The 25,485-nt window shown below is 71.5% G+C and carries 17 protein-coding genes; 11 read left to right on the plus strand and 6 right to left on the minus strand.

Annotation, left to right across the window (positions count from 1 at the left end; genetic code table 11):
* The first annotated feature begins 135 nt into the window (after nucleotides 1-135).
* Genes ACZ562_RS13080 through nirD form a run of 3 tightly spaced genes read left to right on the plus strand, consistent with a single transcriptional unit; the run spans nucleotide 136 to nucleotide 4,324 of the window.
* Nucleotides 136-1,359 (plus strand): NAD(P)/FAD-dependent oxidoreductase, encoded by a 1,224-nt coding sequence (locus ACZ562_RS13080; protein WP_471177322.1) that lies wholly within the window; start codon nucleotides 136-138, stop codon nucleotides 1,357-1,359.
* A complete protein-coding gene (gene nirB, locus ACZ562_RS13085) occupies nucleotides 1,359-3,977 on the plus strand; it encodes a nitrite reductase large subunit NirB (RefSeq protein WP_471177325.1) in 2,619 nt (872 codons plus the stop codon). Before ACZ562_RS13080 ends, nirB begins: the two co-directional genes overlap by 1 nt.
* Nucleotides 3,974-4,324 (plus strand): nitrite reductase small subunit NirD, encoded by a 351-nt coding sequence (gene nirD / locus ACZ562_RS13090; RefSeq protein ID WP_471177327.1) that lies wholly within the window; start codon nucleotides 3,974-3,976, stop codon nucleotides 4,322-4,324. Before nirB ends, nirD begins: the two co-directional genes overlap by 4 nt.
* A 48-nt stretch (nucleotides 4,325-4,372) precedes the next feature.
* Here nirD and ACZ562_RS13095 read toward each other — a convergent pair whose 3' ends face one another.
* The 3 genes from ACZ562_RS13095 to ACZ562_RS13105 form a co-directional block, all read right to left on the minus strand.
* Nucleotides 4,373-5,299 (minus strand): oxidoreductase, encoded by a 927-nt coding sequence (locus ACZ562_RS13095; protein ID WP_471177329.1) that lies wholly within the window; start codon nucleotides 5,297-5,299, stop codon nucleotides 4,373-4,375.
* A gap of 262 nt (nucleotides 5,300-5,561) precedes the next feature.
* On the minus strand, nucleotides 5,562-7,277 hold the full coding sequence (locus ACZ562_RS13100; protein WP_471177332.1) for a SulP family inorganic anion transporter: 1,716 nt from the start codon (nucleotides 7,275-7,277) through the stop codon (nucleotides 5,562-5,564).
* Nucleotides 7,274-7,879: a carbonic anhydrase gene (locus tag ACZ562_RS13105; RefSeq protein WP_471177335.1), complete on the minus strand. Its 606-nt coding sequence runs from the start codon at nucleotides 7,877-7,879 to the stop codon at nucleotides 7,274-7,276. Before ACZ562_RS13105 ends, ACZ562_RS13100 begins: the two co-directional genes overlap by 4 nt.
* Nucleotides 7,880-8,149: 270 nt before the next feature.
* Here ACZ562_RS13105 and ACZ562_RS13110 point away from each other — a divergent pair, with 270 nt between their 5' ends.
* The 5 genes from ACZ562_RS13110 (at nucleotide 8,150) to ACZ562_RS13130 (ending at nucleotide 13,826) form a co-directional block, all read left to right on the plus strand.
* The gene (locus tag ACZ562_RS13110; protein WP_471177338.1) at nucleotides 8,150-8,917 is read left to right on the plus strand and encodes a response regulator transcription factor; all 768 of its coding nucleotides are present in this window, start codon (nucleotides 8,150-8,152) and stop codon (nucleotides 8,915-8,917) included.
* A complete protein-coding gene (locus tag ACZ562_RS13115) occupies nucleotides 8,914-10,398 on the plus strand; it encodes a sensor histidine kinase (protein WP_471177340.1) in 1,485 nt (494 codons plus the stop codon). Before ACZ562_RS13110 ends, ACZ562_RS13115 begins: the two co-directional genes overlap by 4 nt.
* A 138-nt stretch (nucleotides 10,399-10,536) precedes the next feature.
* Entirely contained in the window at nucleotides 10,537-11,694 is a 1,158-nt protein-coding gene (locus tag ACZ562_RS13120) for an alkaline phosphatase PhoX (protein WP_471177343.1), read from the plus strand.
* Nucleotides 11,695-12,246: 552 nt separating this feature from the next.
* Nucleotides 12,247-13,581, plus strand: a complete 1,335-nt coding sequence (locus ACZ562_RS13125) for a S8 family peptidase (RefSeq protein ID WP_471177346.1) — start codon at nucleotides 12,247-12,249, stop codon at nucleotides 13,579-13,581.
* Complete coding sequence (locus tag ACZ562_RS13130) at nucleotides 13,578-13,826, plus strand: hypothetical protein (RefSeq protein ID WP_471177348.1); 249 nt, start codon at nucleotides 13,578-13,580, stop codon at nucleotides 13,824-13,826. Before ACZ562_RS13125 ends, ACZ562_RS13130 begins: the two co-directional genes overlap by 4 nt.
* Nucleotides 13,827-14,252: 426 nt before the next feature.
* On the opposite strand, the gene ppdK is transcribed toward ACZ562_RS13130, so the two are convergent.
* Both ppdK and ACZ562_RS13140 read right to left on the minus strand, forming a co-directional pair.
* Complete coding sequence (gene ppdK / locus ACZ562_RS13135; protein ID WP_471177351.1) at nucleotides 14,253-17,000, minus strand: pyruvate, phosphate dikinase; 2,748 nt, start codon at nucleotides 16,998-17,000, stop codon at nucleotides 14,253-14,255.
* Between the two features lie 420 nt (nucleotides 17,001-17,420).
* Nucleotides 17,421-18,623, minus strand: a complete 1,203-nt coding sequence (locus ACZ562_RS13140) for an ROK family transcriptional regulator (protein WP_471177354.1) — start codon at nucleotides 18,621-18,623, stop codon at nucleotides 17,421-17,423.
* A gap of 120 nt (nucleotides 18,624-18,743) precedes the next feature.
* Between ACZ562_RS13140 and ACZ562_RS13145 the strand changes: the two genes are divergently transcribed.
* The 3 genes from ACZ562_RS13145 (at nucleotide 18,744) to ACZ562_RS13155 (ending at nucleotide 24,303) form a co-directional block, all read left to right on the plus strand.
* Nucleotides 18,744-20,189 carry an MGH1-like glycoside hydrolase domain-containing protein gene (locus tag ACZ562_RS13145; RefSeq protein WP_471177357.1) on the plus strand — a complete coding sequence of 482 codons (1,446 nt, stop codon included), beginning with the start codon at nucleotides 18,744-18,746 and terminating at the stop codon, nucleotides 20,187-20,189.
* Nucleotides 20,186-22,123 (plus strand): amylo-alpha-1,6-glucosidase, encoded by a 1,938-nt coding sequence (locus ACZ562_RS13150; protein ID WP_471177360.1) that lies wholly within the window; start codon nucleotides 20,186-20,188, stop codon nucleotides 22,121-22,123. Before ACZ562_RS13145 ends, ACZ562_RS13150 begins: the two co-directional genes overlap by 4 nt.
* A 179-nt stretch (nucleotides 22,124-22,302) precedes the next feature.
* Nucleotides 22,303-24,303 (plus strand): alkaline phosphatase family protein, encoded by a 2,001-nt coding sequence (locus ACZ562_RS13155; protein ID WP_471177363.1) that lies wholly within the window; start codon nucleotides 22,303-22,305, stop codon nucleotides 24,301-24,303.
* On the opposite strand, the gene dusB is transcribed toward ACZ562_RS13155, so the two are convergent.
* Nucleotides 24,304-25,446, minus strand: a complete 1,143-nt coding sequence (dusB, locus tag ACZ562_RS13160; RefSeq protein ID WP_471177366.1) for a tRNA dihydrouridine synthase DusB — start codon at nucleotides 25,444-25,446, stop codon at nucleotides 24,304-24,306.
* Nucleotides 25,447-25,485: the final 39 nt, after the last annotated feature.

Raw genomic sequence — 25,485 nt, forward strand, 5'->3', positions numbered from 1 at the left:
GCCCCACCTCACACCGCTCCCCCGCCGCGCTCTCCGAACCCTCACACCTACCCCCGCCCACCGCTGAGGGCAGCGTTCCTCGTGGGAAACAGCCGTGATGCGGTCGGGAAACACCCGCACCGCACGCTCCTAGGCATGACCTCGAATACGCGTGTGGTGGTGATCGGCGCCGGCCTCGCGGGCGTACGACTCGCCCGGCGGCTCGGTGAGCTCGGCACGCCCGCGCTGGTGATCGGCGAGGAGGAGCACCGGCCGTACAACCGGGTGCTGCTCGCCGAGGTGCTGGCCGGCCGCTACAGCCCCGAGGTGATCGCCCTGCCGGCGCCCGCGGAGCTGACCCGGGGCCGGGTCACGGGCATCGACCGCGAGGGGCGAGCCGTGCACCTCGCGGACGGCTCGGTGATCGCATACGACACACTCGTCCTCGCCACCGGCTCCAACCCGGTACTCCCGCCGCTGCGCGGCCTGTTCACCCCGGACCACGAACTGCCGGAGGGCGTGCACGCGTTCCGCACCATGGACGACTGCCTGGGCCTGTCCAAGGCGGTACGGCCGGGGGTCCGGGCGGTCGTGATCGGCGGCGGCCTGCTGGGGGTGTCCGCGGCCCGCGCGCTCGCCGTGCGCGGCGCCCAGGTCGTCCTGGCCCAGCAGTCCGAGCGGCTCATGGAGCGCCAGCTCGATCCGAGCGCGTCGAAGCTCGTCAAGCGGCACCTCAGGGAGCTCGGCGTCGAGGTCCACACCGAGTGCCGGGTACGCGACGTGCGCTGCGTCGGCGGCGCGGTCCGCTCGGTCGAGATGGCCGACGGGTACGCCCTCGACGCCGACCTCGTGGTCCTGGCCTGCGGGGTCCACCCTCGCGTGGGTCTCGCCAAGGAGGCGGGGCTCGCCGTCCACAAGGGCATCGTCGTCGACGACCAGCTCCGGACGTCCGACCCGCACATCCGCGCCCTGGGCGACTGCGTCCAGTACGACGGCACGGTCTACGGCCTCGCCGCCCCCGCGCTCGAACAGGCCGACGTCCTGGCCGAGCTGCTGGCGGGCAGCGCCGGGAACGGTGACGCCCGCTACACCGGCACCCGTTCCCTCACCCGGCTCACCCTCGCCGGGAACAGCGCCTTCGATCTCGCCGCGTTCGGCGAGACGGAGCCGCGCCCCGGCGACGACGTCGTGCAGCTCGCCGACGCCACCCGCGGCACCTACCGCAAGGTCGTCGTCCGCGACGACCGCCTGGTCGGCGGGGTCCTCGTCGGCGAACTCGGCACCGTCGGCGCGCTGGCGCGCGCCTGGGAGGGAGCAGAGCCGCTCCCCTCCGGCGGCGGTCCCCTGCTCCACCTGCTCACCAACGATGGAGGCTCCTGATGACCGCCACCCTGGGGGCCACCCCCACGATCGTGCTCGTCGGCCACGGCATGGTCGGCCAGCGCTTCCTCGAAGCTCTCGCCGAGCGCGGCCTGACCGCCACGCACCGCGTGGTCGTGCTGTGCGAGGAGCCGCGCCCGGCGTACGACCGCGTCCAGCTCACCTCGTACTTCTCGGGCAAGACTCCCGAGGATCTCTCCATGACCGACATGGAGTTCATCAAGGACCACGGGATCGAGCTCTGCGTCGGCGACCCGGCGGAGACGATCGACCGCGAGGCCCGCAAGGTGACCGCCCGTTCCGGTCTGGTCGTCGACTACGACATCCTCGTGCTGGCCACCGGCTCGTACCCGTTCGTCCCGCCCGTCCCGAACAAGGACGCCGAGGGCTGCTTCGTCTACCGCACGATCGAGGACCTCCTCGCCATCGAGGAGTACGCGAAGTCGAAGGCGACGACGGGTGCCGTGGTCGGCGGCGGTCTGCTCGGCCTGGAGGCCGCGGGTGCGCTGAAGGGCCTCGGACTCACCAGCCACATCGTGGAGTTCGCCCCGCGCCTGATGCCCGTACAGGTCGACGAGGGCGGTGGCGCCGCGCTGCTGCGCACCATCGAGGACATGGGCCTGAGCGTCCACACCGGCGTGGGCACGCAGGAGATCGTCGTCGGCGAGGACGGCGCGGTCACCGGCATGAAGCTGTCCGACGGATCCGAACTCGCCACCGACATGGTGGTGTTCTCCGCCGGTGTCCGCCCCCGCGACCAGCTGGCCCGCGACTGCGGCCTGGCGGTCGGCGAGCGCGGCGGCATCACGGTCGACGAGCAGTGCCGGACCGTCCTGGACCCGCACGTCTTCGCGATCGGCGAGTGCGCGCTGGCCGCGGACGGCCGGGTGTACGGCCTGGTCGCCCCCGGCTACGAGCAGGCAGAGACGGCGGCCGCGACGATCGCCGCCGACGAGGCGTCCTTCCTCGGCGCCGACCTGTCCACCAAGCTCAAGCTCCTCGGCGTCGACGTCGCCTCCTTCGGTGACGCGCACGGCACCACCGAGGACTGCCTCGACGTCGTCTACTCGGACTCGCGCTCGGGCACGTACAAGAAGCTGGTCATCGGCCGCGACGGCGAGCTGCTCGGCGGCATCCTGGTCGGCGACGCGGAGGCGTACGGCACCCTGCGCGCCCTCACCGGCTCCGTCCCGCCGATCTCGCCGGAGCAGCTGGTGCTGCCCGCCGGTTCCGGGGGCGGCGCCCAGCTCGGCCCGTCCGCGCTGCCGGACGAGGCGGTCATCTGCTCCTGCCACAACGTCACCAAGGGCACGATCCGCGGCGCGGTCACCGACCACCAGTGCACGACCGTGCCGGAGGTCAAGAAGTGCACCAAGGCCGGTACCGGCTGCGGCAGCTGCGTCAAGGTCCTCGGCCAGCTCGTCACGGCCGAGCTGGAGGCCAGCGGCGTCGTGGTCGACAAGGGCCTGTGCGGCTGCTTCTCCCAGACCCGCGAGGAGCTGTACGAGATCGTCCTCGCCCTGCGTATCAACACCTACCAGGACCTCCTGGACCGCTACGGCCGCGAGGACGCACGGGGCGGCGACGGCTGCGAGGTCTGCAAGCCGGCGGTCGGCTCGATCATCGCCTCCCTCGCCCCGACGATCGGCGCGAGCGGCTACGTGCTGGACGGCGAGCAGGCGTCCCTGCAGGACAGCAACGACCACTTCCTCGCCAACCTGCAGAAGAACGGCTCGTACTCGGTCGTCCCCCGTATCGCCGGCGGTGAGATCACCCCCGAGGGCCTGATCGTGATCGGCGAGATCGCCCGTGACTTCGGCCTCTACACCAAGATCACCGGTGGCCAGCGGATCGACATGTTCGGCGCCCGGGTGGAGCAGCTCCCGCTGATCTGGGCCCGGTTGGTGGACGCCGGCTTCGAGTCGGGCCACGCGTACGGCAAGGCGCTGCGCACCGTGAAGTCCTGCGTCGGCCAGACCTGGTGCCGCTACGGCGTCCAGGACTCCGTCCGCATGGCGATCGACCTGGAGCTGCGGTACCGGGGCCTCAGGTCCCCGCACAAGCTCAAGTCGGCGGTCTCGGGCTGCGCCCGCGAGTGCGCCGAGGCCCAGTCGAAGGACTTCGGCGTCATCGCCACCTCCAACGGCTGGAACCTCTACGTCGGCGGCAACGGCGGCGCCACCCCGCGCCACGCGGACCTGCTGGCCCAGGACCTGACCGATGCCGAACTGGTCCGTCTGATCGACCGGTTCCTGATGTTCTACATCCGCACCGCCGACCGCCTGGAGCGCACCTCGACCTGGCTGGAGCGCATCCCGGGCGGCCTGGACCACGTACGCGACGTCGTGGTGGAGGACTCGCTGGGCATCTGCGAGGAGCTGGAGTCGCTGATGGCGGACCACGTGTCCCACTACCGCGACGAGTGGGCCGAGACCATCAACAACCCGGAGAAGCTTGCCCGGTTCGTCTCCTTCGTCAACGCGCCGGACACCCCCGACCCGGTCGTCGGCTTCGTCCCCGAGCGCGACCAGATCAAGCCCGACCTCCCGCTGCTGAGCATCGGCATGCGACCCCTGGAAAACGCGGAAGACGTCCTGGAAGGAAGCGCCCAGCGATGACCCTGGCACCCGAGACGACCGATCTGAAGGTCCAACTCCAGCTGGACGGTGAGTGGTTCACGGTCTGCGACCTGAGCGTGCTGCTGCCGGGCCGCGGGGTGGCGGCGCTGCTGCCGGACGGCCGCCAGGTCGCCCTCTTCCGCGACCGGGCCGGCCAGCTGTACGCCGTCGACAACCGGGACCCGTTCGGCGGTGCGGCGGTCCTCTCCCGCGGCCTGACCGGCACCCACCAGGGCCGCCCGTTCGTGGCCTCGCCCCTGCTGAAGCAGCGCTTCGATCTGGAGTCCGGGCAGTGCCTGGACGACGAGGCGGTGCGCATCGCGACGTACGAGGTGCGGACGGCGTAGCGGGGCCGCGGCCGGAGTCGGCCGCTGTCCCCGTCCGCTGCCCGGCGTTCAGACCGTCAACCGGTCGTATGCCACACCCGTCAGCTCCTCGGAGACGGTCCAGAGCCGTTCTCCCGCCGTGTCGTTGAGCGTCCACGGCGCCCGCCAGGACGGTGCGGGCGCCCCGCGCCACATCGCGAAGGACGGTCCGGTGAAGGAGTCGGGGCGTATGTCCGGCGCGGTCGCCGCACAGAGGGTGGGCAGGGCGCCGGCCTCGGCCGACTGGGCGAAGAACCGGTTGCCGATCTCCATGAACCGCTCGGTGGTCCTGCGGCCCGCCATCCGCGGCCCGGCGAACTGCAGGTTCGTGGCGGCGTACCCGGGGTGCGCCGCGGCCGCGACCACCTCCGAGCCGTGCGCCGCCAGCCTGCGTGCCAGCTCGTGGGTGAAGAGCAGGTTGGCGGTCTTGGAGCGGGCGTAGGCGGTCCAACGCCGGTAGCGGCGCTCGTTGTTCAGGTCGGTGATGTCGATGCCGGCCATCGCGTGCACCGGACTGGAGACGGTCACGACACGCGCGCCGGGGGTGGCGAGCAGCGCGGGGAGCAGCAGTCCGGTGAGCGCGAAGTGCCCGAGGTGGTTGACGCCGAACTGCGTCTCGAACCCGTCCGCGGTAGTCCCGTACGGCAGCGCCATCACCCCGGCGTTGTTGACCAGCAGGTCGAGCCGCTCGTAGGGGAACCGGTCCGCGAACTCCCGCACGGACCCCAGGTCAGCCAGGTCCAGCCGCCCGAGTTCCACCTCGGCGCCGGGCGCCTCGCTGATCATCCGGTCCACGGCCCGGGTGCCGCGTGCCTCGCTCCGGCAGGCGAGCACCACCCGGGCGCCCCTGCGCGCCAGCTCCCGCGCGGTGACGTACCCGATGCCGCTGTTGGCCCCGGTGACGACGGCGACGCGCCCACGCTGGTCGGGGATGTCCTTCTCGCTCCAGCCGGACATGGGCGGCCTCCCTCCGCTGACGGTGTGGGCTCAGAGCCTGTGTCCCCCCGGCCGGATCAGCGCACGTCGTCATGGGGGTCCCCCCGCTCGTGCGGAGCCGAGAGTGGGGGAGCGTGCGAGCGCAAGGCGCCGGAGCGCCTCGTGGCTGAGTCACGTGGGCGGTTCGGCAACGCGGCATGGGGGTCCCCCCGCTCGTGCGGAGCCGAGAGTGGGGGAGTACGTGCCGGACGGCGCGCGCCCGGCCGGGGATGTGCCACAGGTCTCAGCCTACGAGCGGCGGTCGCTCCGCGTAGTCGTCCGGCACGGGCCGGGTGTCCAGGTAGAACCACTCGGCTTCCGGGCCCGGCGCGGGCGCCTGCGCCGTGGGCGTCCTCTCCGCCACGGCCTCGGTCCCGGTGCCGCCGGTTCCGGGGACCGCCGGCTTCGCCGGTCCCGGCAGCAGCAGCTCCACCCTCAGGCCGCGCTCCCGCTGCTGGGCGGTGAACTCCTCGACCTGGTTGCGGCAGGCGTGGTCCAGATGCGTCACGCCGGTCAGGTCCAGGCGGATCCGCGGCTTGCCCGAGGCGGCGGCGGCCTCCAGCGCGTCTATGACCTTCGGCAGCCGCAGGAAGGTGGCGTTGCCGGCCATGACGACCTTGGCGGTGTCCTCCTCGACGTGCTGCCCGATCGCGGTCTGCGACATGCGCAGCGCGGCCAGCACGATCCCGGCGGCGAGCCCGACCAGCACGCCTTCGAGCAGCGCGGTCGCCACGATGACCAGCATGGTCAGGGTCATCACCGCGCACTCGCCCCGGTCCTGGCGCCACATCTTCGGGAACTCCCCGGGCGCGAACAGCTTCCAGCCGCTGTGCACCAGGACACCGGCGAGCACCGAGATCGGGATGAGCGCGAGGACCTGCGGCAGGAGCAGCGCGAAGCCGAGCAGCCACAGGCCGTGCAGGGTCCTGGAGAGCCGGGTCTTCGCACCTGCCTGCACGTTCGCCGAGCTGCGGGCGACCACGGCTGTGATCGGCAGGGCCCCGAGGATGCCGGCGACGGTGTTTCCGGCGCCCTGGGCGACGAGTTCGGTGTTGTAACGGGTGCGCGGGCCGCTGTGCATACGGTCCACGGCGGCCGCCGTGAACAGGCTCTCCGCGGAGGCGATGACCGTGAAGGTGAGGACGGACGTGATGATCGCCGCGTCGGCCAGGCCCGCGAACTGCTCGGCGCCCGGCACCTGTACGGAGGCGAGGAGATCGCCGACCTGGAGGGTCTTCACGTCCACGCCGGGCAGCGCGGCGACCGCGATCCCGATGCCCACGGCGACCAGCGCGGCCGGCATCTTCCCGGCCGGCCCCGGCACCTTCTTCCACACGAAGCTCAGCACGACCGTGACGACGCCGAGGAGCGCGGCGATCACCGCCTGCCGGTCCGCCAGGGTGTCGGCGAACAGTCCTGGTATCCCGGCCATGTTCTCGACCGGGGTGCCGGGCGCCTTGGCGTCGGCCGCCGGATAGGCCTGGCTGAACATCAGCGGCAGCCCGATGCCGGCCAGCATGCCCTGGACGACCGCGAGGGAGATCGCCTGGAACATCCGCCCGAGTCGTACGACGCCGAGGACGATCTGCAGGATCCCCGAGCACAGGACGATCACGCCGAGCATGGCCACGCCGTGCTCCGCGACGGTCTCCGCGACGAGCGCGGCCAGTCCGGCGGCGGGCCCGCTGACCTGGAGCGTGCTGCCCCGGACCGCGCCCACGACCAGCCCGCCGATCACCCCGGAGATGATCCCCAGCTCGGCCGGCACGCCGGATGCGACGGCGACGCCGATGCACAGGGGCAGGGCGACGAGGAACACGACGAGGGAGGCGGTGATCTCGGTGCCGATGTCGGCCTTCGCGCCCGCCTTGGCCCCCTCCTTCGGGCCTGCCGTGGCCCCTGCCTTCGCGCCCGCGGTCCTGGCGCCCGCTGCACGGCCGCGTGCGTGCGCCCCGCTCATCCGGCGTGCTCCCGGAAGCTGCCGTCGTCGTCGAGCTCGTACACGCGGCCGGTGTCGACCTCGTAGTACCAGCCGTGCAGTCGCAGCCGGCCGTCGTTCAGCAGTTGCCGCACCGTGGGGTAACTCCGCAGCGCGGCCAGCTGGTTGACGACGTTGCGCTGTACGACGTCGGACAGCGACGGATCGCCGGACGCGCCGGTGAGCACCGGGGCCAGCTCCGGGCGGGCCAGCGCGAGCCAGGCGTCCACGCCGGGCAGCGCGGTCAGGTCGTCGCCGGACTTCAGCGCATCCATCGCTCCGCAGTGTGAGTGACCGCACACGACGATGTCCTGAACTCCGAGCACGCCGAGTGCGTACTCGATGGTGGCTGCCTCACCGCCGGCGCCGTGCTGCCCGTACAGCGGCACGATATTGCCCGCGTTGCGCAACTCGAATATCTCTCCGGGCCGGGCGCCTGTGATGAGGGCGGGTATGACCCGCGAGTCCGAACAGGTAATGAAGAGCGCCTCGGGATATTGTCCCTCGGCAAGTTTCCGGTATTCGTCGCTCTCGAAATCCACCCGCCGCTTGAACGAACGGGCACGGTCCAGCAACGCCTTCAACGAAGCCTCCTCGATGGGGAGTTCGGTCAGTTGTCGCCACCGTAGAGGGACGAGGACCAGCCAAAGGTTAAGCGAACACCAGAGCGCGGCCAGCGTCCGGACATTCTTTGTCCGACACCTCGGCCACCCTCACACAATCGCTTTCTGAGCGGCTGGTCACACTGGGCCGCATTTACGCGACGCACGGTTGACATTGCTTGTAGCTTGTCAACTCCACGACATGGCATTTGAGTTGTCGTGTTGTCCGGATTTCACGAAAAGACAGGACCTATGGGCCTTCGAGTGCTGCTCATCGAGGACGACGAGACGATCGCCGAACCGCTCGCCGAGGGGCTGGGGCACTTCGGGCTGACAGTCGATCACGTGACCACCGGAGCGGAGGGGTTGAGAGCCCCGTACGGCGATGTCGTCCTGCTCGACCTCGGGCTGCCCGACATGGACGGCATCGACGTCTGCCGGGGCATCCGGCAGGTCTCCGACGTCCCCATCGTCATCCTCAGCGCGCGCGGCGAGGAGGCGGACCGGGTGCTGGGGCTGGAGCTCGGCGCGGACGACTATCTGGCGAAACCGTTCAGCGTGCGGGAGCTGGTGGCGCGGGTGCGGGCGGTGACCCGGCGGACGCAGCTCACGCAGGCGGCCGCGGAGGCATCGGTGACGACCGCGTACGAGCCGGCGGCGCCTCCGCTGTCGTACGAGCCCGCGCAGGGAACGCCGTACGAGACAGGACCGGAGACCGAACCCGGACCGCTCGTCGTCGACCGCCGCACCCGTCAGGTCTGGGTCGGTGAGGTCCCCGTCGCCCTCACCCCCAAGGAGTTCGAACTGCTCGCGCTGCTCACCGAGGACCCGGGCGCGGTCTACTCCCGGCAGCAGATCCTCGACCGGGTGTGGGACCCGCACTACGAGGGTCCGACCAAGACCCTGGACGTCCATGTCGCCGCACTGCGGCGCAAGCTGGGCCATCCGGCGTGGATCCAGACCCTGCGCGGTGTCGGCTTCCGGCTGGCGGTGCACACCGAGCCGAACGACCGCCCATGACGCGTCGGCTGCTGCTCAGCTACCTCACCCTGGCCGCCCTGGTGCTGCTGGGTCTGGAGATCCCGCTGGGCTTCGTCTACTCACGCGGCGAGCGGGAGCGGGTGGTCAACTCGGCGAAGCACGAGGCCGAGTCGGTCTCCGCGTACGCCGCACTGTCCCTGGCAGCGGGCCGGGCGGAGCTCGACCTGCCCCGGCGGGTGCACCACTGCGCCGACCGCATCGGCGGAAAAGTGGTGATCGTCGACGACGCCGGCGCACCGCTCGCCACCTCGCACCCGCTGACCGCCGCGGCCTCGCGTGCGCTGGCCCGCCGTCCCGGGATCGTGGCCGCGCTCCATGGCTCGTCCACGGTGGACGTCCGCACCTCGACCATCGGCGGGGTCGAGTACCTGTCGGTCGCCGCGCCCGTACTGCGGGGCGGGCGGGCGCAGGGCGCCGTTTGGCTCACGGTGCCCACGCGGACGGTGCACGAACGCGTCCACCATGTGTGGCTGCTGCTCGGCGCCGGCGGGTTCGGGGTTCTCACGGCGATCGCCCTGGTCGGCTTCGGCATCGCCCGCTGGACCGGCCGCCCCATCCGCGAACTGGAGCGCGCCACGCACGAACTGGCGGAGGGCGGCCGGGCCGACCCGGTGACGGTCGCGGTCACCAAGGGGCCGCCCGAAGTACGCAGCCTGGCCGCCGCGTTCAACCAGACCGCGGCGCGGCTCGCCCATCTCCTCGACTCCCAGCACGCCTTCGCGGGCGAGGCCTCGCACCAGCTCAAGACGCCCCTCGCAGCACTGCGGCTGCGCCTGGAGAACCTGGAGCCGAACGTCTGCGACCGCGGCCGGGCCAGCCTCACCGCCGCCGTCACCGAGACGGACCGCCTCTCCCGCATGGTCGAGGGGCTGCTGGCGATGGCCAGGCTGGAGGAGGACGCGGCCACCCCGGGCCCGGTGGACGTCGGCGCGGTCTGCGCGGAACGGCACCGCACCTGGACGCCGCTGTTCGAGCAGCAGGGCGTCTCGCTCGTCCTGTTCGCGGGCAGTGTGGGCCCGGTGCTGGCGCTCCCGGGTTCCGTCGAACAGATCCTGGACAACCTGCTCTCCAACGCCCTGCGGGCGTCCCCGTCCGACAGCACGGTGACCATCGAGCTGCGGCTCCACGTCCCGGCCCGCCGGGCACTGCGCGACGCCCGCCCCTGCTGGGTCGACCTCCACGTCACCGACGAGGGCCCCGGCATGACGGCGGACCAGCGGGCCCGCGCTTTCGACCGCTTCTGGCGGGCCCCCGGCGCCCCCAAGGGCGGCACGGGCCTCGGCCTCGCCCTCGTCCAGCGGCTCGCCCACGCGAGCGGCGGGGAGGCGAGCCTGCACGCCGCGGCCACCGGCGGACTCGACGCGGTGGTCCGCCTGCCGTCCGCGGAACCGCCGACGGGCACGCATCCCGTGGGCAAACCGGGCCCTCGGCGCCGGGAGGCACCCGCGTTGCCGGCCTGAGGCGCCGTTGGTCATGTGGAACGTACGCCCGCGTCACACCGAGTCCACGACACGTCAACCCCGCAACCGTAGGGTCCGTGACCGCGCGACCCCGCCGCCGACCGGTGGCGGGGCGGTCACGACACCCTTGGAGCAAGTGTGGAACGTCGTACCTTCCTGCGTGCGGCCGCGGTCGGCGGCACCTCGGCCGCCCTCGGCGGAACCCTGTGGCGCGGCGCCGCGTACGCCGCACCCGCCCAGCCCGGAACCGGACCCTACGGAGCGCTCGGCTCCCCCGACGCCAACGGCATCAGACTCCCGAGCGGCTTCACCAGCCGGGTGATCGCCCGTTCCGGCCAGACGGTCACCGGAACGTCGTACACCTGGCACAACGCCCCCGACGGCGGCGCCTGTTACGCCGACGCCACGGGCTGGATCTACGTCTCCAACTCTGAGATCAACCCCTCTGGCGGCGCGAGCGCCGTGAAGTTCTCGTCGACGGGCACGGTCACGGGCGCGTACCGCATCCTGTCCGGCACCCGGCAGAACTGCGCGGGCGGCAAGACGCCGTGGAACACCTGGCTGTCCTGCGAGGAGGTGTCCCTCGGCTACGTCTACGAGACCGACCCCTGGGGTGTGAACGCGGCGGTGCAGCGGCCGGCGCTGGGCCGCTTCAAGCACGAGGCGGCCGCGGCCGACCCGGTGCGCAAGGTGATCTACCTGACCGAGGACGAGACGAACGGCCGCTTCTACCGCTTCGTGCCGACGACTTGGGGCAACCTGTCCGCCGGCACCCTCCAGGTCATGGTCGCCGGCAGCGGCACGTCCGGCTCCTTCACCTGGGCGAACGTGCCCGACCCGGACGGCTCCCCGACCTCCACCCGCACCCAGGTCTCCGGCTCGAAGTCCTTCAACGGCGGCGAGGGCTGCTACTACGCCGACGACACGGTCTGGTTCACCACGAAGGGCGACAACCGTGTCTGGCAACTGAACCTCACAAGCAACACCTACGAACTGGCCTACGACGACTCCCTCGTCAACGGCACGGCGCCCCTCACCGGCGTCGACAACATCACCGGCTCCTCCTCCGGCGACCTGTTCGTGGCTGAGGACGGCGGCAACATGGAAATCTGCCTCATCACACCGGACGACGTGGTCGCCCCCTTCCTCCGGATCGACGGGCAGTCGTCGTCGGAGATCACGGGCCCGGCCTTCTCCCCCGACGGCACCCGCCTGTACTTCTCCAGCCAGCGGGGCACGAGCGGGAGTTCCTCCGGCGGAATCACCTACGAGGTGACGGGCCCGTTCCGGTCCTAGTGCCGCGTCAGCCAAGGTTCGCCCCGTCGCGACGCCCGGCACGCCCTCTCGCCGCACCGGCCGAAAGGCCAAGTACGTCCAGTACGAGGACTTCCGGCCGGCACGCCGAGAGCACGCACCGGACGCCGCTCCTTGACGGGCAAACCTTGGCTGACGCGGCACTAGTCACCATCTGGGCGGGCCCGCATCGCTTCGTCACGTCGAAAGTGCCTCCGACGCTGTGAGGACAAGGCTGCGGCAATTCTTGTCCTCACTGGTCAGAGCTGGTCAGAGCTGGTCAGAGGCACTTTCTGACGAGCCGCGCGGGGAGTCGCTCCTCCCGCTCCTCCTTCCGCTGCGTGGCCTCAGCGATGCTCTGTGTTGCGGGCCTCCATGTCCGGTGCGACCGTGTTCGAGGGGGCGGTGCCGACGGCCTGGCAAGGACAACCTTGCGGGTGACGTCAGTACGCGTCGTACACGGAAGAGCCGCGGCCCACCATCCTTGGCGCCTGACACGCCGTGATTCGGCGCGCGTCCACGAACCGGGGGAGTCCACAGAAAGCGGGAAATTCAATGGCGAACGGCCCCATGGACAGGCGCGGCTTCGGCGACCAGCCCGATTGGCCGAGTGGTCACCCCACGGGCCACGGCACGGAATACACCGGCCGATACGTGGTCCTGCTCGACCCGAACAACCAGGACAGCGGGCTGAACGCGTTGCGTTCCGCCGCCGACATCGCGTCCGTGGAACGGGTCCGGGGAACCGAGACCACGAACGTCTCCGAACTTCTCGAGCGCCCCGATGTCTCAGTGCTCTTCGAGGAACTCAGTGCCGCTGTCGTCGAGGTGCGGCCCGAGCAGCGCCACGCCCTGGTGACCACGGCCGAGGCGGAATCGTCGATCATCACTGCGGAGCCGGAGCGCATGGTCTACGCCCTGCCGATCACCGCCCCGCAGCAGGCACCGACCGAGTTCTTCCCGGCCTACCGCAGTGACGAGGACGTGGTCACCCGCCACACCAGGGCCGAGATCGCCGCAGGCCAGGGCCCGGACTGGAACGAGGAACAGTGGACCTGGGGCCTGCAGGCGATCCGGGCCAACCTGTCCAGCCTGACCGGACGCGATGTGAAGATCGCCGTCCTCGACACCGGCGTGGACACCGACCACCCGGACTTCGCCGGCCGCATCGAGGCGACCGCCTCGTTCGTGCCCGGTGAGACCGTCGAGGACGGCAATGGCCACGGCACGCACTGCATCGGCACGGCCGCCGGTCCGGCCAACCCCCACCATGGCCCCCGCTACGGCGTGGCCCCCGAGGCCCGGATCCTCGCGGCCAAGGTGCTCAGCAACGCGGGCAGAGGCACCGACGGCCAGATCCTGGCGGGCGTGGCCTGGGCCGTCGCCCGCGGCGCCCGGGTGATCTCCATGTCGCTGGGCGCGCCGGTCCGGCCGGGCGAGATCTTCCCGCAGACGTACGAGAGGCTGGCCCTGCGCGCGCTCGAGCGCGGGACGGTGATCGTCGCCGCCGCGGGCAACGAGAGCCGCCGGCCCCCGCACATCTCGCCCGTCGGCCGGCCCGCCAACTGCCCCTCCATCCTTTCGGTGGCGGCGCTCGACAAGGCGATCGCACCGACGTTCTTCTCCAACTCCGGCATCAACGGCCAGGGCGGCGAGATCAACATCGCCGCGCCCGGCTGGCAGGTGCGCTCGGCCGCCCCTGGCGGCGGGTACCAGCCGCTGAGCGGCACCAGCATGGCCACGCCGCACGTCGCGGGTGTCATCGCCCTGCTCGCCCAGGCGAACCCCGACGCTTCCGCGGCCGAGCTCATGGCCGGTCTGAAGTCCGGCGCGTTCCCGCTGCAGCAGCCCGTCACGGACGTCGGCGCGGGTCTGCTGCAGGCCCCGTGAGCCAGTCGTCCGAGCCCGCCCCGGTCGGGGTCGTCCTCGCGGTCGACCCCGACCGGTTCGCGGACGTCGTCGAGGCATTGCGACAGGCCGGGCTGACGGTCACGGGCGAGCAGCCGATCCTCGGCACGCTCTCCGGCACCGTCGCGGAGGACGGCATAGCGGCCTTGGAGGCGGTCGACGGCGTCGAGTCCGTCGACCGGGAGCGCACCGTCGGACTCCCCCCGCCCGACTCCCCGATCCAGTGAGCGCGAGAAACGGAACTGCCGGCTGCGCCAGTCCGCGCCACGCCGAAGGGGCGGCACCCCCGCACGGGTGCCGCCCTCTTCTTGCGTGCCGGAGCCGCCGCCGATCGGTTTGGTCGGGGACCAGCGGCGACTCCGGGGCCAGAAGGGTCAGCGGTGGTCGCCGCCCTTCGCGTTCCGGAGCCGCTGCCGATCGGTGAGGGTCGGGACCAGCGCCGGCTCCGGGGTCTGTCTGAAGGGTCGGCATCGATCGCATCGATCGCCGCCCTCATGTACCGGAGCCGCCGCCGATCGGTTTGGTCGGGGACCAGCGGCGACTCCGGAGTCGAACGGGGTCGGCATCGATCACATCGATCGCCGCCCTCATGTACCGGAGCCGCCGCCGATCGGTTTGGTCGGGGACCAGCGGCGACTCCGGAGTCGAACGGGTCAGCGGTGGTCGCTGCCCTGCGACTGGGAGGCCGCCCGGCCCGCCTCCAGGCGCGCCACCGGGATCCGGAACGGCGAGCAGGAGACGTAGTCCAGACCGACCTCGTGGAAGAAGTGGACCGACTCCGGGTCACCGCCGTGCTCGCCGCAGACGCCGAGCTTCAGGTCGGGCCGGGTCTCGCGGCCGGCCTTCGCCGCCAGCTTGACCAGCGAACCCACGCCGTCCTTGTCGATCGTCTCGAAGGGGGAGACTCCGAAGATGCCCTTCTCCAGGTACGCCGTGAAGAACGAGGCCTCCACGTCGTCCCGGCTGAAGCCCCACACCGTCTGGGTGAGGTCGTTCGTGCCGAAGGAGAAGAACTGCGCCGCCTCCGCGATCTGACCGGCGGTCAGCGCGGCGCGCGGCAGCTCGATCATCGTGCCGATCGACAGCTTCAGCTCCGTGCCCGTCGCCGCCTGCACCTCTGCGATGACCTGGTCGGCCTCCTCGCGGACGATCTCCAGCTCCTGCACCGTACCGACGAGCGGGATCATGATCTCGGCCCGCGGGTCGCCCTTCGCCGACTTGCGCTCGGCCGCGGCCTCGGCGATCGCCCGTACCTGCATGGTGAACAGGCCCGGAATCACGAGGCCAAGACGCACACCGCGCAGACCGAGCATCGGGTTCTGCTCGTGCAGGCGGTGCACCGCCTGGAGCAGGCGCAGCTCGTTCTCGTGCGGCTCCTGGCGGGACTCCGCGAGGGCCACGCGCACCGACAGCTCGGTGATGTCGGGCAGGAACTCGTGCAGCGGCGGGTCCAGCAGACGGACCGTCACCGGCAGGCCGTCCATCGCCTCGAACAGTTCGACGAAGTCCTGCTTCTGCAGCGGGAGAAGCTCCTTCAGGGACTCCTCGCGCTCGGCCTCGGTGTCGGCCAGGATCAGCCGCTCCACCAGCTCACGCCGGTCACCCAGGAACATGTGCTCGGTACGGCACAGGCCGATGCCCTGCGCGCCGAAGCGACGGGCGCGCAGCGCGTCCTCGGCGTTGTCCGCGTTCGCGCGGACCCGCAGGCGCCGCTTGCGGTCCGCGAACGCCATGATCCGGTGGACCGCCGCGACCAGTTCGTCGGCGTCGTCCGCACCCGCGTGCATCCGGCCCTCGAAGTACTCCACGACGGGGGACGGGACCACCGGGACCTCGCCCAGGTACACCTTTCCGCTCGACCCGTCGATGGAGATGAGGTCGCCCTCCTCCACCACGTGCCCGCCCGGCACCGTCATCCGGCGCCGCTTGGTGTCGACCTCGAGCTCCTCGGCGCCGCACACACACGTCTTGCCCATGCCGCGGGCCACGACGGCCGCGTGGGAGGTCTTGCCGCCGCGCGAGGTCAGGATGCCCTCCGCCGCGATCATGCCGTCCAGGTCGTCGGGGTTCGTCTCGCGGCGGACCAGGATGACCTTCTCGCCCGACCGCGACCACTTCACGGCGGTGTACGAGTCGAAGACCGCCTTGCCGACCGCCGCACCCGGCGAGGCCGCGATGCCCCGGCCGACCTGCTCGACCTTCGCGTGCTCGTCGAAGCGCGGGAACATCAGCTGCGCGAGCTGGGCGCCCGTCACGCGCTGGAGCGCCTCGGCCTCGTCGATGAGCCCCTGGTCCACCAGCTGCGTCGCGATGCGGAAGGCAGCGCCCGCCGTGCGCTTGCCGACACGCGTCTGCAGCATCCACAGCTGGCCGCGCTCGATGGTGAACTCGATGTCGCAGAGATCCTTGTAGTGGTTCTCCAGGGTCTCCATGATCTGCATCAGCTGGTCGTACGACTTCTTGTCGATCCGCTCCAGGTCGGCCAGCGGGACCGTGTTGCGGATGCCGGCCACCACGTCCTCGCCCTGGGCGTTCTGGAGGTAGTCGCCGTACACGCCCTGGTGCCCGGAGGCGGGGTCACGCGTGAAGGCCACGCCGGTGCCGGAGTCGGGGCCCAGGTTGCCGAACACCATGGAGCAGACGTTGACCGCGGTGCCCAGGTCGTGCGGGATGCGCTCCTGGCGGCGGTAGAGCTTCGCCCGGTCGCCGTTCCAGGAGTCGAAGACCGCCTTGATGGCGAGGTCCATCTGCTCGCGCGGGTCCTGCGGGAAGTCCCGGCCGGCCTCGGTCTTGACGATCTTCTTGAACTTGGTGACCAGCTTCTTGAGGTCGGCCGCCTCCAGCTCGGTGTCGACCGTGATCTTCTTGGCCGCCTTGGCCGCCTCCAGCGCCTCCTCGAAGAGGTCGCCGTCGACGCCGAGGACGGTCTTGCCGAACATCTGGATGAGGCGGCGGTAGGAGTCCCAGGCGAACCGCTCGTCGCCGGCCTGCTTGGCGAGGCCCTGCACGGACTTGTCGGAGAGGCCGATGTTGAGGACGGTGTCCATCATGCCCGGCATGGAGAACTTCGCCCCGGAGCGGACGGAGACAAGCAGCGGGTTGTCGGCCTGGCCGAGCTTCTTGCCCATCTTCGCTTCGAGGGCTTCGAGGTGCGCGCTCACCTCGTCACGGAGTGCCACCGGCTCCTCACCGCTGTCGAGGTAGACCTTGCAGGCCTCGGTGGTGATCGTGAAGCCCGGAGGCACCGGAAGACCCAGGTTGGTCATCTCGGCGAGGTTGGCGCCCTTGCCGCCGAGGAGATCCTTGAGGTCCTTGTTGCCTTCGGTGAAGTCGTAAACGAACTTCACGCCCTCAACGCTGGTGCCGTGCTCAGCTACGTGGGGATCTTTGTTTTCCGACACGGGTCTCGACTCCTCGAGGACGCGGTGGCTGCCCTGACGGCCAGGAACATACCCAGATCGAAGGCGCCTGGGTACGTCCACTTGCGTGTCATACGCCCGTAACCGATCGTCCGCCAGCGGATCGAAAGTCAAGGCTTGGCAAGCGACCGTCCGCTTGTGTTTTCACTTCTTGAACCCGCCAGCCCGCACAGATGGCCTGGGTCGCTCAGATGAGCGGCTTTCAGCACGCCTGAGTTCGATCGATGAACGATCAAGGGGTGGCACTCAGTGCCACCCCTTGGAGAAGTGCAGTCGCCCAAGATCCGCTCATCTGAGCGCAGCCCTTATCAAGGGTGGCGAGAATCACGCTGCCACAGGAGACGGGATTTCACCATGCGGACGCGTCCGGGGACCGAAACCCGCCCGTCACAAACCTGCCGGTCACACGCCCATCGCGAGCAACCGCTCCTCCGCCCGCTCCGGCGCGTACAGGTACTCCACGACCAGGGCCGCTGCCCCCACCAGCCCGGCCCGCTCGCCGAGCCGCGAAGTCACCACGCCCAGATGAGCGGTGGAGCGCGGCAGCGCCCGCTGGTACAGCAGCTCCCGCACGCCCGTGAGGAAGGGCGTTCCGGCCAGATCCCCCGCGATCATCAGAACTCCGGGGTTGAGCAGTGTCACCACGGTCGCCAGGACGTCACCGACCTGCCGCCCGGCCTCACGCGCCAGGGCGGCCGCCTCCGGATGTCCGGCAGCCAGCAGGTCCCGCACATCCGATCCGGAGGCCGCCGGGACCCCGGCCTCCGTCAGCTTCCGCGCCACGGCGCCACCACTGGCGACCGCGGCCAGGCAGCCGTAGGACCCGCACCGGCACAGCACCCCGGCACCCGCCGGCACCCTGATGTGGCCGATGTCCCCGGCACCGCCGTCGATGCCCCGGTAGAGGGAGCCGCCCACCACGACCCCCGCGCCTATGCCCGTCGACACCTTCACAAGGACGAACGCCGAACAATCGGGGTGTCCGGCGCGCTGCTCGCCGTACGCCATGAGGTTCGCGTCGTTGTCCACGAGCACCGGCACCGCCGCCGCTCCCGTGCGCTCCGTGAAGGCCCGGGCCAGGCGGCCCCTTATGTCGTAGCCGTCCCAGCCGGGCATGATCGGCGGCTGGACGACCCGGCCCGTGTCACTGTCGACGGGGCCCGGCACCGCGAGCCCGATACCGCAGACCTCGGCCCCCGTGTACCCGGCCTTCTCCAGCAGTTCGGCGAACCAGCGGCCGAGTTCGCCGAGAACGGCGTCCGGGCCGTCCTCGACGACCAGCGTGCCGCCGTGCTCGGCGAGGATCTCGCCGGTCAGCGACAGCACGGCCGCCCGCGCGTGCCGGGTGTCCAGGTCCGCGGCGAGCACGACGGCGTGGGCGTCGTCGAACTCCAGCGTTATCGAGGGGCGGCCGCCCAGCGGGGAGTCCACGGGCCCTCCGGCGCCCTCGCGCAGCCAGCCGGCGCGGAAGAGGCGGTCGAGGCGCTGGCCGACGGTGGCGCGAGAGAGTCCGGTGGCCTGCTGGAGCGCGCCGCGGGTGGTGGCGCGGCCCCTGCGGACCAGTTCGAGCAGATCGCCGGCGCCGGCCTGGGTCCGTCCAGTCATGCGCACCCCCTTGTGTTTCCCAAGTCTGCATTACATATTGGGTTTTGCGTGTTAAATAGACGTAACCCAATCGTAGCCAGCGCCGAACCAGGTCGGCCGGACGTCTTCGGGGAGCCCCGAGTGGATCGCACTGCCCAGCTCACTGCACGCCCCACGGCGCGTGACATCGCATACGATCCGCCGCCCGCGGCGGATTCGCTGCACGTCAGGGCCGCCGGGGTGCTGGAAGGCAACTGGACCGGCACGTCGACGGTGCCCTCGCGGGGCCTGTACCCGCACCAGTGGTCGTGGGACTCCGCGTTCATCGCCATCGGCCTGCGCCACCTGTCGCCGTTACGGGCCCAGACGGAGCTGGAGACGCTGCTGGACGCCCAGTGGGGCGACGGGCGCGTACCGCACATCGTCTTCAACCCCTCCGTCCCGCTCGACGCATACTTCCCGAGCCCCGACTTCTGGCGCTCCTCGACCGCGGGGCGCGCTGCGGGCGCCCCGCGCACCGTACAGACCTCGGGCATCGTCCAGCCACCGGTGCACGCGCTGGCGGCGTGGCTGGTGCACCGCGCCGACCCGGGGCTGTCACGGGCACGTGGCTTCCTCGCCGGCGTGTATCCGCGGCTCGCCGCCTGGCACCGGTACCTGCTGCACCGGCGGGACCTGGGCGGAGGCGGGCTCGCGTCCGTCGTGCACCCCTGGGAACAGGGTATGGACAACAGCCCCTGCTGGGACGCCCCGCTCGCGCGCATCACCCCCGCTCCGGCCCGCTCTTTCTGCCGCGCCGACCTCGATCACGGCGCCCCGGAGGACCGGCCGACGGATCTCGACTACGGGCGGTACGTGCGGCTGGCCACGGACTACCGGGACGGCGGCTATGCCGACGGGGCGAGCGAGTTCGCCGTGGAGGACCCGTCCTTCAACGCGCTGCTCATCGCCTCCGAGTACGCGCTGGCGCGGATCGCGCACGAACTGGGCGCGACCGGCACGGCCCGGCACGCACGCGCGGAACGACTCACGGCGGCGCTCGTCGACCGGCTCTGGGACCCGGCGCGGGGCATGTTCTTCTGCCGGGACGTGCGCAGCGGGAGGCTGATCCCCGAGCGCAGCGTCTCGGGCCTGGTCCCGCTGCTCCTGCCCGCCCTCCCCCGCGGCCTCGCGGCCGGCCTCGTCCGCACGGCGTGCTCACCGCACTTCGGCCTCGGCACCTCGACGCGCCTCGTACCGAGCTACGACCTGCTCGGCGAGGCCTTCGACCCGCACCGCTACTGGCGGGGGCCGGCCTGGTTCAACACGAGCTGGCTGCTGGAGCGGGGACTGAGGCTGCACGGCGAGCAGGCCCGGGCGGAGGCGCTGCGGGAGGCCGTCCTGCGCACCGCCGACGTGTCGGACTTCGCGGAGTACGTCGACCCGTACACCGGCGAGGCCTGCGGGGCGACCGGCTTCAGCTGGACCGCCGCGCTCACGCTCGACCTGCTGCACGAGCCCCTCGCGGCCGGCGCACCAGGCGTGAACAGTCTGAACGACCAGCACAAGACGGCACTCAAGGGCGTCAAGGGAGGGGACCGGGGATGACGAACAGGCATCATCTGCTCGTGCACGGCGGGACGTTCGCCGCCGTGGGGGATGGCGGGGACATCAGCGGTGTACGGGGTGGGGGCTCCCCGGACGGATTGTTCGTGCGCGACGCCCGGCACCTCAGCCGTTGGCAACTGACGGTCGACGGTGCGGTGCCGGAGGCGCTCACGCCGGTCGCGGACGGGGACTCGGCACGCTGTGTCCTCGTCCCGCGCGGCGGCCGCCAGGAACCGCCCGCGTACACGCTCTTCCGCCAACAGGCCGTCGGCGACGGCGTGTTCGTCGAGTCGCTGCGCGTGACCAGCAACCGCCCCGTGCCCACGGCGGTCCGTCTCGCCGTCACCGCTGACGCCGACTTCACCGACCAGTTCGAGCTGCGCTCGGACCACCGCACGTACGCCAAGACCGGCGCCATCCGCTCCCGCCAGGTCCTCGACGACGGCGTGGAGTTCACCTACCGGCGCGGCGAGTGGCGGTCCTGTACGACGGTGACCGCCGAGCCCGCCCCGGACGGCATCGAGGAGACGGGCACGGGCGCCCGCCGTCTCGTATGGACGCTGGACCTGGAAGCGCACGGCACGGCGGAGCTGACCCTGCGGGTGATGGCGCGCCCCCACGGGGACCGGCGGGCCCGGCGCGTACCGCGCTCCCCTGCCGCCGTGAACGAGCAGCTCATCGCCCTGGAGGGCGAGTTCGTGGAGGGCGTGGCTTTCCCGACCGGCTGGCCCGAGCTGGCCGCGGCCTGTGCGCGCGGCCTCGCCGACCTCGCCTCGCTCCAGGTCCCGGCGACCGGTCCGGACGGTGAGGAGCTGCGCGTCCCGGCCGCCGGCGCCCCCTGGTTCCTGACGCTGCTGGGCCGCGACGCCCTGCTCACCTCACTGTTCGCTCTCCCCTACCGCCCGCAGCTCGCCGCCGCCACCCTCCCGGCGCTCGCCGCGGCCCAGGCCACGGAGTCCGGCACCGACTCGGTCGCCCAGCCCGGAAAGATCGTCCACGAGGTACGGCACGGCGAGCTGGCGCACTTCGGGCAGGTGCCGTACGGGCGCTACTACGGATCGGTGGACGCCACCCCGCTGTTCCTGGTGCTGCTCGGGGCGTACGTCGAGCAGACCGGCGACACGGGACTCGCCCGCCGTCTGGAGCCCCACGCCCGCGCGGCGATCGGCTGGATGCTCGACCACGGCGGCCTCACCTCGCGCGGCTACCTGGTCTACCGCGCCGACCAGGGCGGCCTCGCCAACCAGAACTGGAAGGACTCCCCCGGCGCGATCTGCTCCGCCGACGGCAGCAGGGCGAGCGGCGCGGTGCTCGCGGCCGGGGCCCAGGGGTACGCGTACGACGCGCTGCGCCGCACCGCGCACCTCGCCCGCACGGTCTGGGACGACGAGGTCTACGCGGCCCTGCTGGAACAGGCCGCCTCCGACCTCCGCGACCGCTTTCAACACGACTTCTGGATGCCGGACCGGTCCTTCCCCGCGCTCGCGCTCGACGGCCAGGGCCACCAGGTGGACGCGCTGGCCTCCGACGCCGGGCATCTGCTGTGGTCGGGGCTGCTCGACAAGGAGTACGGCGAGCTGGTCGGCCGGCGTCTGCTGGAGGCCGACTTCTTCTCGGGCTGGGGTGTGCGCACGCTGGCGGCGGGCCAGCCCGCGTACCACCCACTCTCGTACCACCGCGGTTCGGTCTGGCCGCACGACAACGCGCTGATCGCCCTGGGCCTGGCCCGCTACGGCCTGCACGACGAGGCCCGCACGGTCGCCCACGCCCTGGTCGACGCGGCGACCGCGACCGGCCACCGCCTCCCCGAGGTCCTCGCGGGCTACGGCCGCGACAGCCACGCGGAGCCGGTGCCCTACCCGCACGCGTGCGTACGGGAGTCCCGGTCGGCGGCGGCTCCGCTGGCGCTGCTCACCGCGGTGGGGGGCGCGTAGCGGCGGCGGCCGGCGACCTCGGCGACGAGGTGGTTGACGTGGCGTTTGCCCGGTGTTTGCCGAGCCCTGGCGCTGGTACGTGAACAGGGCTCGCGAACCGGCCGTACGGGAATACGGCGGCCCCGATCCTCCCGTATCGGGTCCGCCGGTCACCGGGCTTCGTACGGAAGGACCCTCGGGTGCCTGTCTTCACGCGCTTTCGCCACCTGCCTGACACGGACGACGACGTGCCCGCCGCCGAGGACGCGTCAACGGCACCCGAAGCCGAGGCACCGTCGGCGGCACCGGCCGCCGACGCCGACGCCGACGCCAACGCCGATGCCGACGGCAAGCCGGCACCGGCCCAAGACGACGCCGACGCGCCCACCACCGAGAACCCGCCCACGGCACCCAATACCGCGACACCGCCACCCGCACCAGCCGACCACGCCAGCGGCAAGCCGGCACCGGCCGAAACCGACCCGACGCCTCCCGCCCACCAGACCACCGTCATCTCCTCCGTCAAGGCCCGCATCGCGCACTGGCGCACCTGGCGCGCCCGGTGTCCCACCGCCGCACGCGCCCTGCGGTGGACGACCACCGCCCTGGCCGCGGCCCTCGTCCTCGGTGCGCTGCTCCTGCCGAACAGCGTCGCCGCGCTGCACGTCAACCGGTTCGCGCGGCTGCCGGGGGAGGCGATCGTCGTGGCGGCCGTGCTCATCGCTCTGCCTCACCGGCCGCGCATCGCCTTGGCGGCGGTGTCCGGGGCGGGCCTGGGCGCGCTGACCGTGCTGAACCTCCTCGACATGGGCTTCACCGAGTACCTGGGCCGCGGCTTCAACGCCGTCCTCGACTGGGAGCTGCTGGACGACGCGCGGGCGTACGTCGAGGACTCGATGGGGAAGCCGACGGCGATCGCCGCGACCGTCGGTGCCGTCGTCCTGGTTCTGCTGCTGCTGGCCCTGATGGCGCTGGCGACGGTCCGGCTCAGCGATCTGCTGGCCCGCAACACCCGGACCGCCACCCGGGCCACGCTGATCGCCGGAACCGTCTGGATCACCTGCTCGACGCTCGGCGTGCAGATCGCGGGTGTGCCGGTCGCCTCCGACCGTGCCGCCAGCGCCCTGGAGATCCAGGCGCGGCGGGTCCGGGACACCCTGCGGGACGAGGCGGCGTTCGCGAAGGAGGCCAAGGCCGACGCCTTCGGCAACACCCCCGGCGACCAGCTGGTGCCCGACCTGCGCGGCAAGGACATGATCTTCACGTTCATCGAGAGCTACGGCCGCAGCGCGATCGAGGACCCGGTCATCGCCCCCGGCGTGGACAGGACTCTGGAGGCCAGGACCGCGGCCCTGGCCGAGGCGGGCTTCCACGCGAAGAGCGGCTGGCTGACCTCGGCGACGTACGGCGGCAGCAGCTGGCTCGGCCACTCCACCACGATGTCCGGCCTGTGGATCGACAACCAGCAGCGCTACCGCACCGTCATGGCCGGCGGCCACCTCAGCCTCACCAAGGCGTTCCGGAAGACGGGTGACTGGGACACGGTCGGCATCATGCCGGGTGTGCAGAAGGGCTGGCCGGAGGCGAGGTTCTACGGCCTCGACAAGGTCTACAACGCCTTCCAGATGGGCTACAAGGGCCCGAAGTTCAGCTGGTCGACGATGCCGGACCAGTACGCGCTGGAAGCCTTTCAGCGGCTGGAGCACGGCAAGAAGCGCGACAAGCCGCTGATGTCGGAGATCATCCTGACGTCCAGCCACCAGCCGTGGGCGCCGATCCCGAAGTCGGTCGGCTGGGACGAGCTCGGCGACGGCTCGGTGTTCGGCCCGATCGAGCAGGCGGGCAACAAGCCCTCGGACGTCATCGCCGACTCCACCCGCTCCAAGCAGGAGTACGGCAAGTCCATCCAGTACTCGGTCAACAGCCTCACCCAGTGGCTGGAGCGCTACGGCACCGACAACACGGTCCTCGTGTTCCTCGGCGACCACCAGCCCATCGCCCGGGTCAGCGGCGACAACGCCAGCCGTGACGTGCCGGTCTCCATCGTCGCCAAGGACCCGAAGGTCCTGGACGAGATCGCCGCCTGGAACTGGACGGACGGCCTGAAGCCGGCCCACAACGCCCCGGTCTGGAAGATGAGCTCGTTCCGCGACCGCTTCCTGACGGCGTACGGGTCCACCCCGCACCCCTCCAAGGACTGATCAGCCCCCGGAGGTGTCCAGCTCCGCGTCCTCGCTGATGCCCGCGCAGTCGTACGGGTCTTTCAGCCAGCCGTCCGGCAGCACCACCCGGTTGTTGCCGGACGTGCGGCCGCGGGGGCCGTCGGCACCGGTGGGCCAGGGCTGGCCGAGGTCCAACTCGTCCAGTCCCGCGCGGAGTTCCGCCAGCGAGGAGGTGATGGCGAGGCGCCCCCGCATCTCGGAGCCGACCGCGAAGCCCTTCAGGTACCAGGCCACGTGCTTGCGGAAGTCGATGACCCCGCGCGACTCGTCGCCGATCCACTCGCCGAGCAGGGTGGCGTGGCGGACCATGATGTCGGCGACCTCGCGGAGGGCCGGCCGCGCGATGTCGTCCGGGCGCCCTTCGAACGCCGCCACCAGGTCCGCGAACAGCCACGGCCGCCCCAGGCAGCCGCGGCCGACCACCACCCCGTCGCAGCCGGTCTCCCGCACCATCCGCACCGCGTCCTCGGCCGACCAGATGTCGCCGTTGCCGAGCACCGGAATCTCCGGCACGTGCTCCTTCAGCCGTGCGATGGCGTCCCAGTCGGCGGTGCCGCCGTAGTGCTGGGCGGCGGTGCGGCCGTGCAGCGCGATGGCCGTCACGCCCTCCTCGACGGCGATGCGCCCGGCGTCGAGGTAGGTGATGTGGTCGTCGTCGATGCCCTTGCGCATCTTCATGGTGACGGGCAGGTCGCCCGCGCCGCTCACGGCCTCGCGCAGGATCGCCCGCAGCAGGTGGCGCTTGTACGGCAGCGCGGAACCGCCGCCCTTCCGCGTGACCTTCGGCACCGGGCAGCCGAAGTTCAGGTCGATGTGGTCGGCGAGGTCCTCTTCCGCGATCATGCGGACGGCCTTGCCGACGGTCGCCGGGTCGACGCCGTACAGCTGGATCGAGCGCGGCTTCTCGGTCGCGTCGAAGTGGATCAGCTGCATGGTCTTCTCGTTGCGCTCGACCAGCGCCCGGGTCGTGATCATCTCGCTCACGAACAGGCCCTTGCCGCCGCTGAACTCTCTGCACAGAGTGCGGAAGGGCGCGTTGGTGATCCCGGCCATGGGCGCGAGGACGACGGGTGGCCGGACGGTGTGCGGACCGATCGACAGGGGCGAGACGAGCTTGGGCATTCCCCCATTGTCGCGTACGAGGATGGATGTGACAGCCAT

It is taken from the genome of Streptomyces sp. NPDC040410, assembly GCF_055595715.1.

What these genes read in the sequence shown, in the direction of transcription:
- ACZ562_RS13080 (WP_471177322.1), top strand. Translation starts at nt 136, where the DNA reads ATGACCTCGAATACGCGTGTGGTGGTGATCGGCGCCGGCCTCGCGGGC.
- nirB (WP_471177325.1), top strand. Translation starts at nt 1,359, where the DNA reads ATGACCGCCACCCTGGGGGCCACCCCCACGATCGTGCTCGTCGGCCAC.
- nirD (WP_471177327.1), top strand. Translation starts at nt 3,974, where the DNA reads ATGACCCTGGCACCCGAGACGACCGATCTGAAGGTCCAACTCCAGCTG.
- ACZ562_RS13095 (WP_471177329.1), bottom strand. Translation starts at nt 5,299, where the DNA reads ATGTCCGGCTGGAGCGAGAAGGACATCCCCGACCAGCGTGGGCGCGTC.
- ACZ562_RS13100 (WP_471177332.1), bottom strand. Translation starts at nt 7,277, where the DNA reads ATGAGCGGGGCGCACGCACGCGGCCGTGCAGCGGGCGCCAGGACCGCG.
- ACZ562_RS13110 (WP_471177338.1), top strand. Translation starts at nt 8,150, where the DNA reads ATGGGCCTTCGAGTGCTGCTCATCGAGGACGACGAGACGATCGCCGAA.
- ACZ562_RS13115 (WP_471177340.1), top strand. Translation starts at nt 8,914, where the DNA reads ATGACGCGTCGGCTGCTGCTCAGCTACCTCACCCTGGCCGCCCTGGTG.
- ACZ562_RS13125 (WP_471177346.1), top strand. Translation starts at nt 12,247, where the DNA reads ATGGCGAACGGCCCCATGGACAGGCGCGGCTTCGGCGACCAGCCCGAT.
- ACZ562_RS13140 (WP_471177354.1), bottom strand. Translation starts at nt 18,623, where the DNA reads ATGACTGGACGGACCCAGGCCGGCGCCGGCGATCTGCTCGAACTGGTC.
- ACZ562_RS13150 (WP_471177360.1), top strand. Translation starts at nt 20,186, where the DNA reads ATGACGAACAGGCATCATCTGCTCGTGCACGGCGGGACGTTCGCCGCC.
- dusB (WP_471177366.1), bottom strand. Translation starts at nt 25,446, where the DNA reads ATGCCCAAGCTCGTCTCGCCCCTGTCGATCGGTCCGCACACCGTCCGG.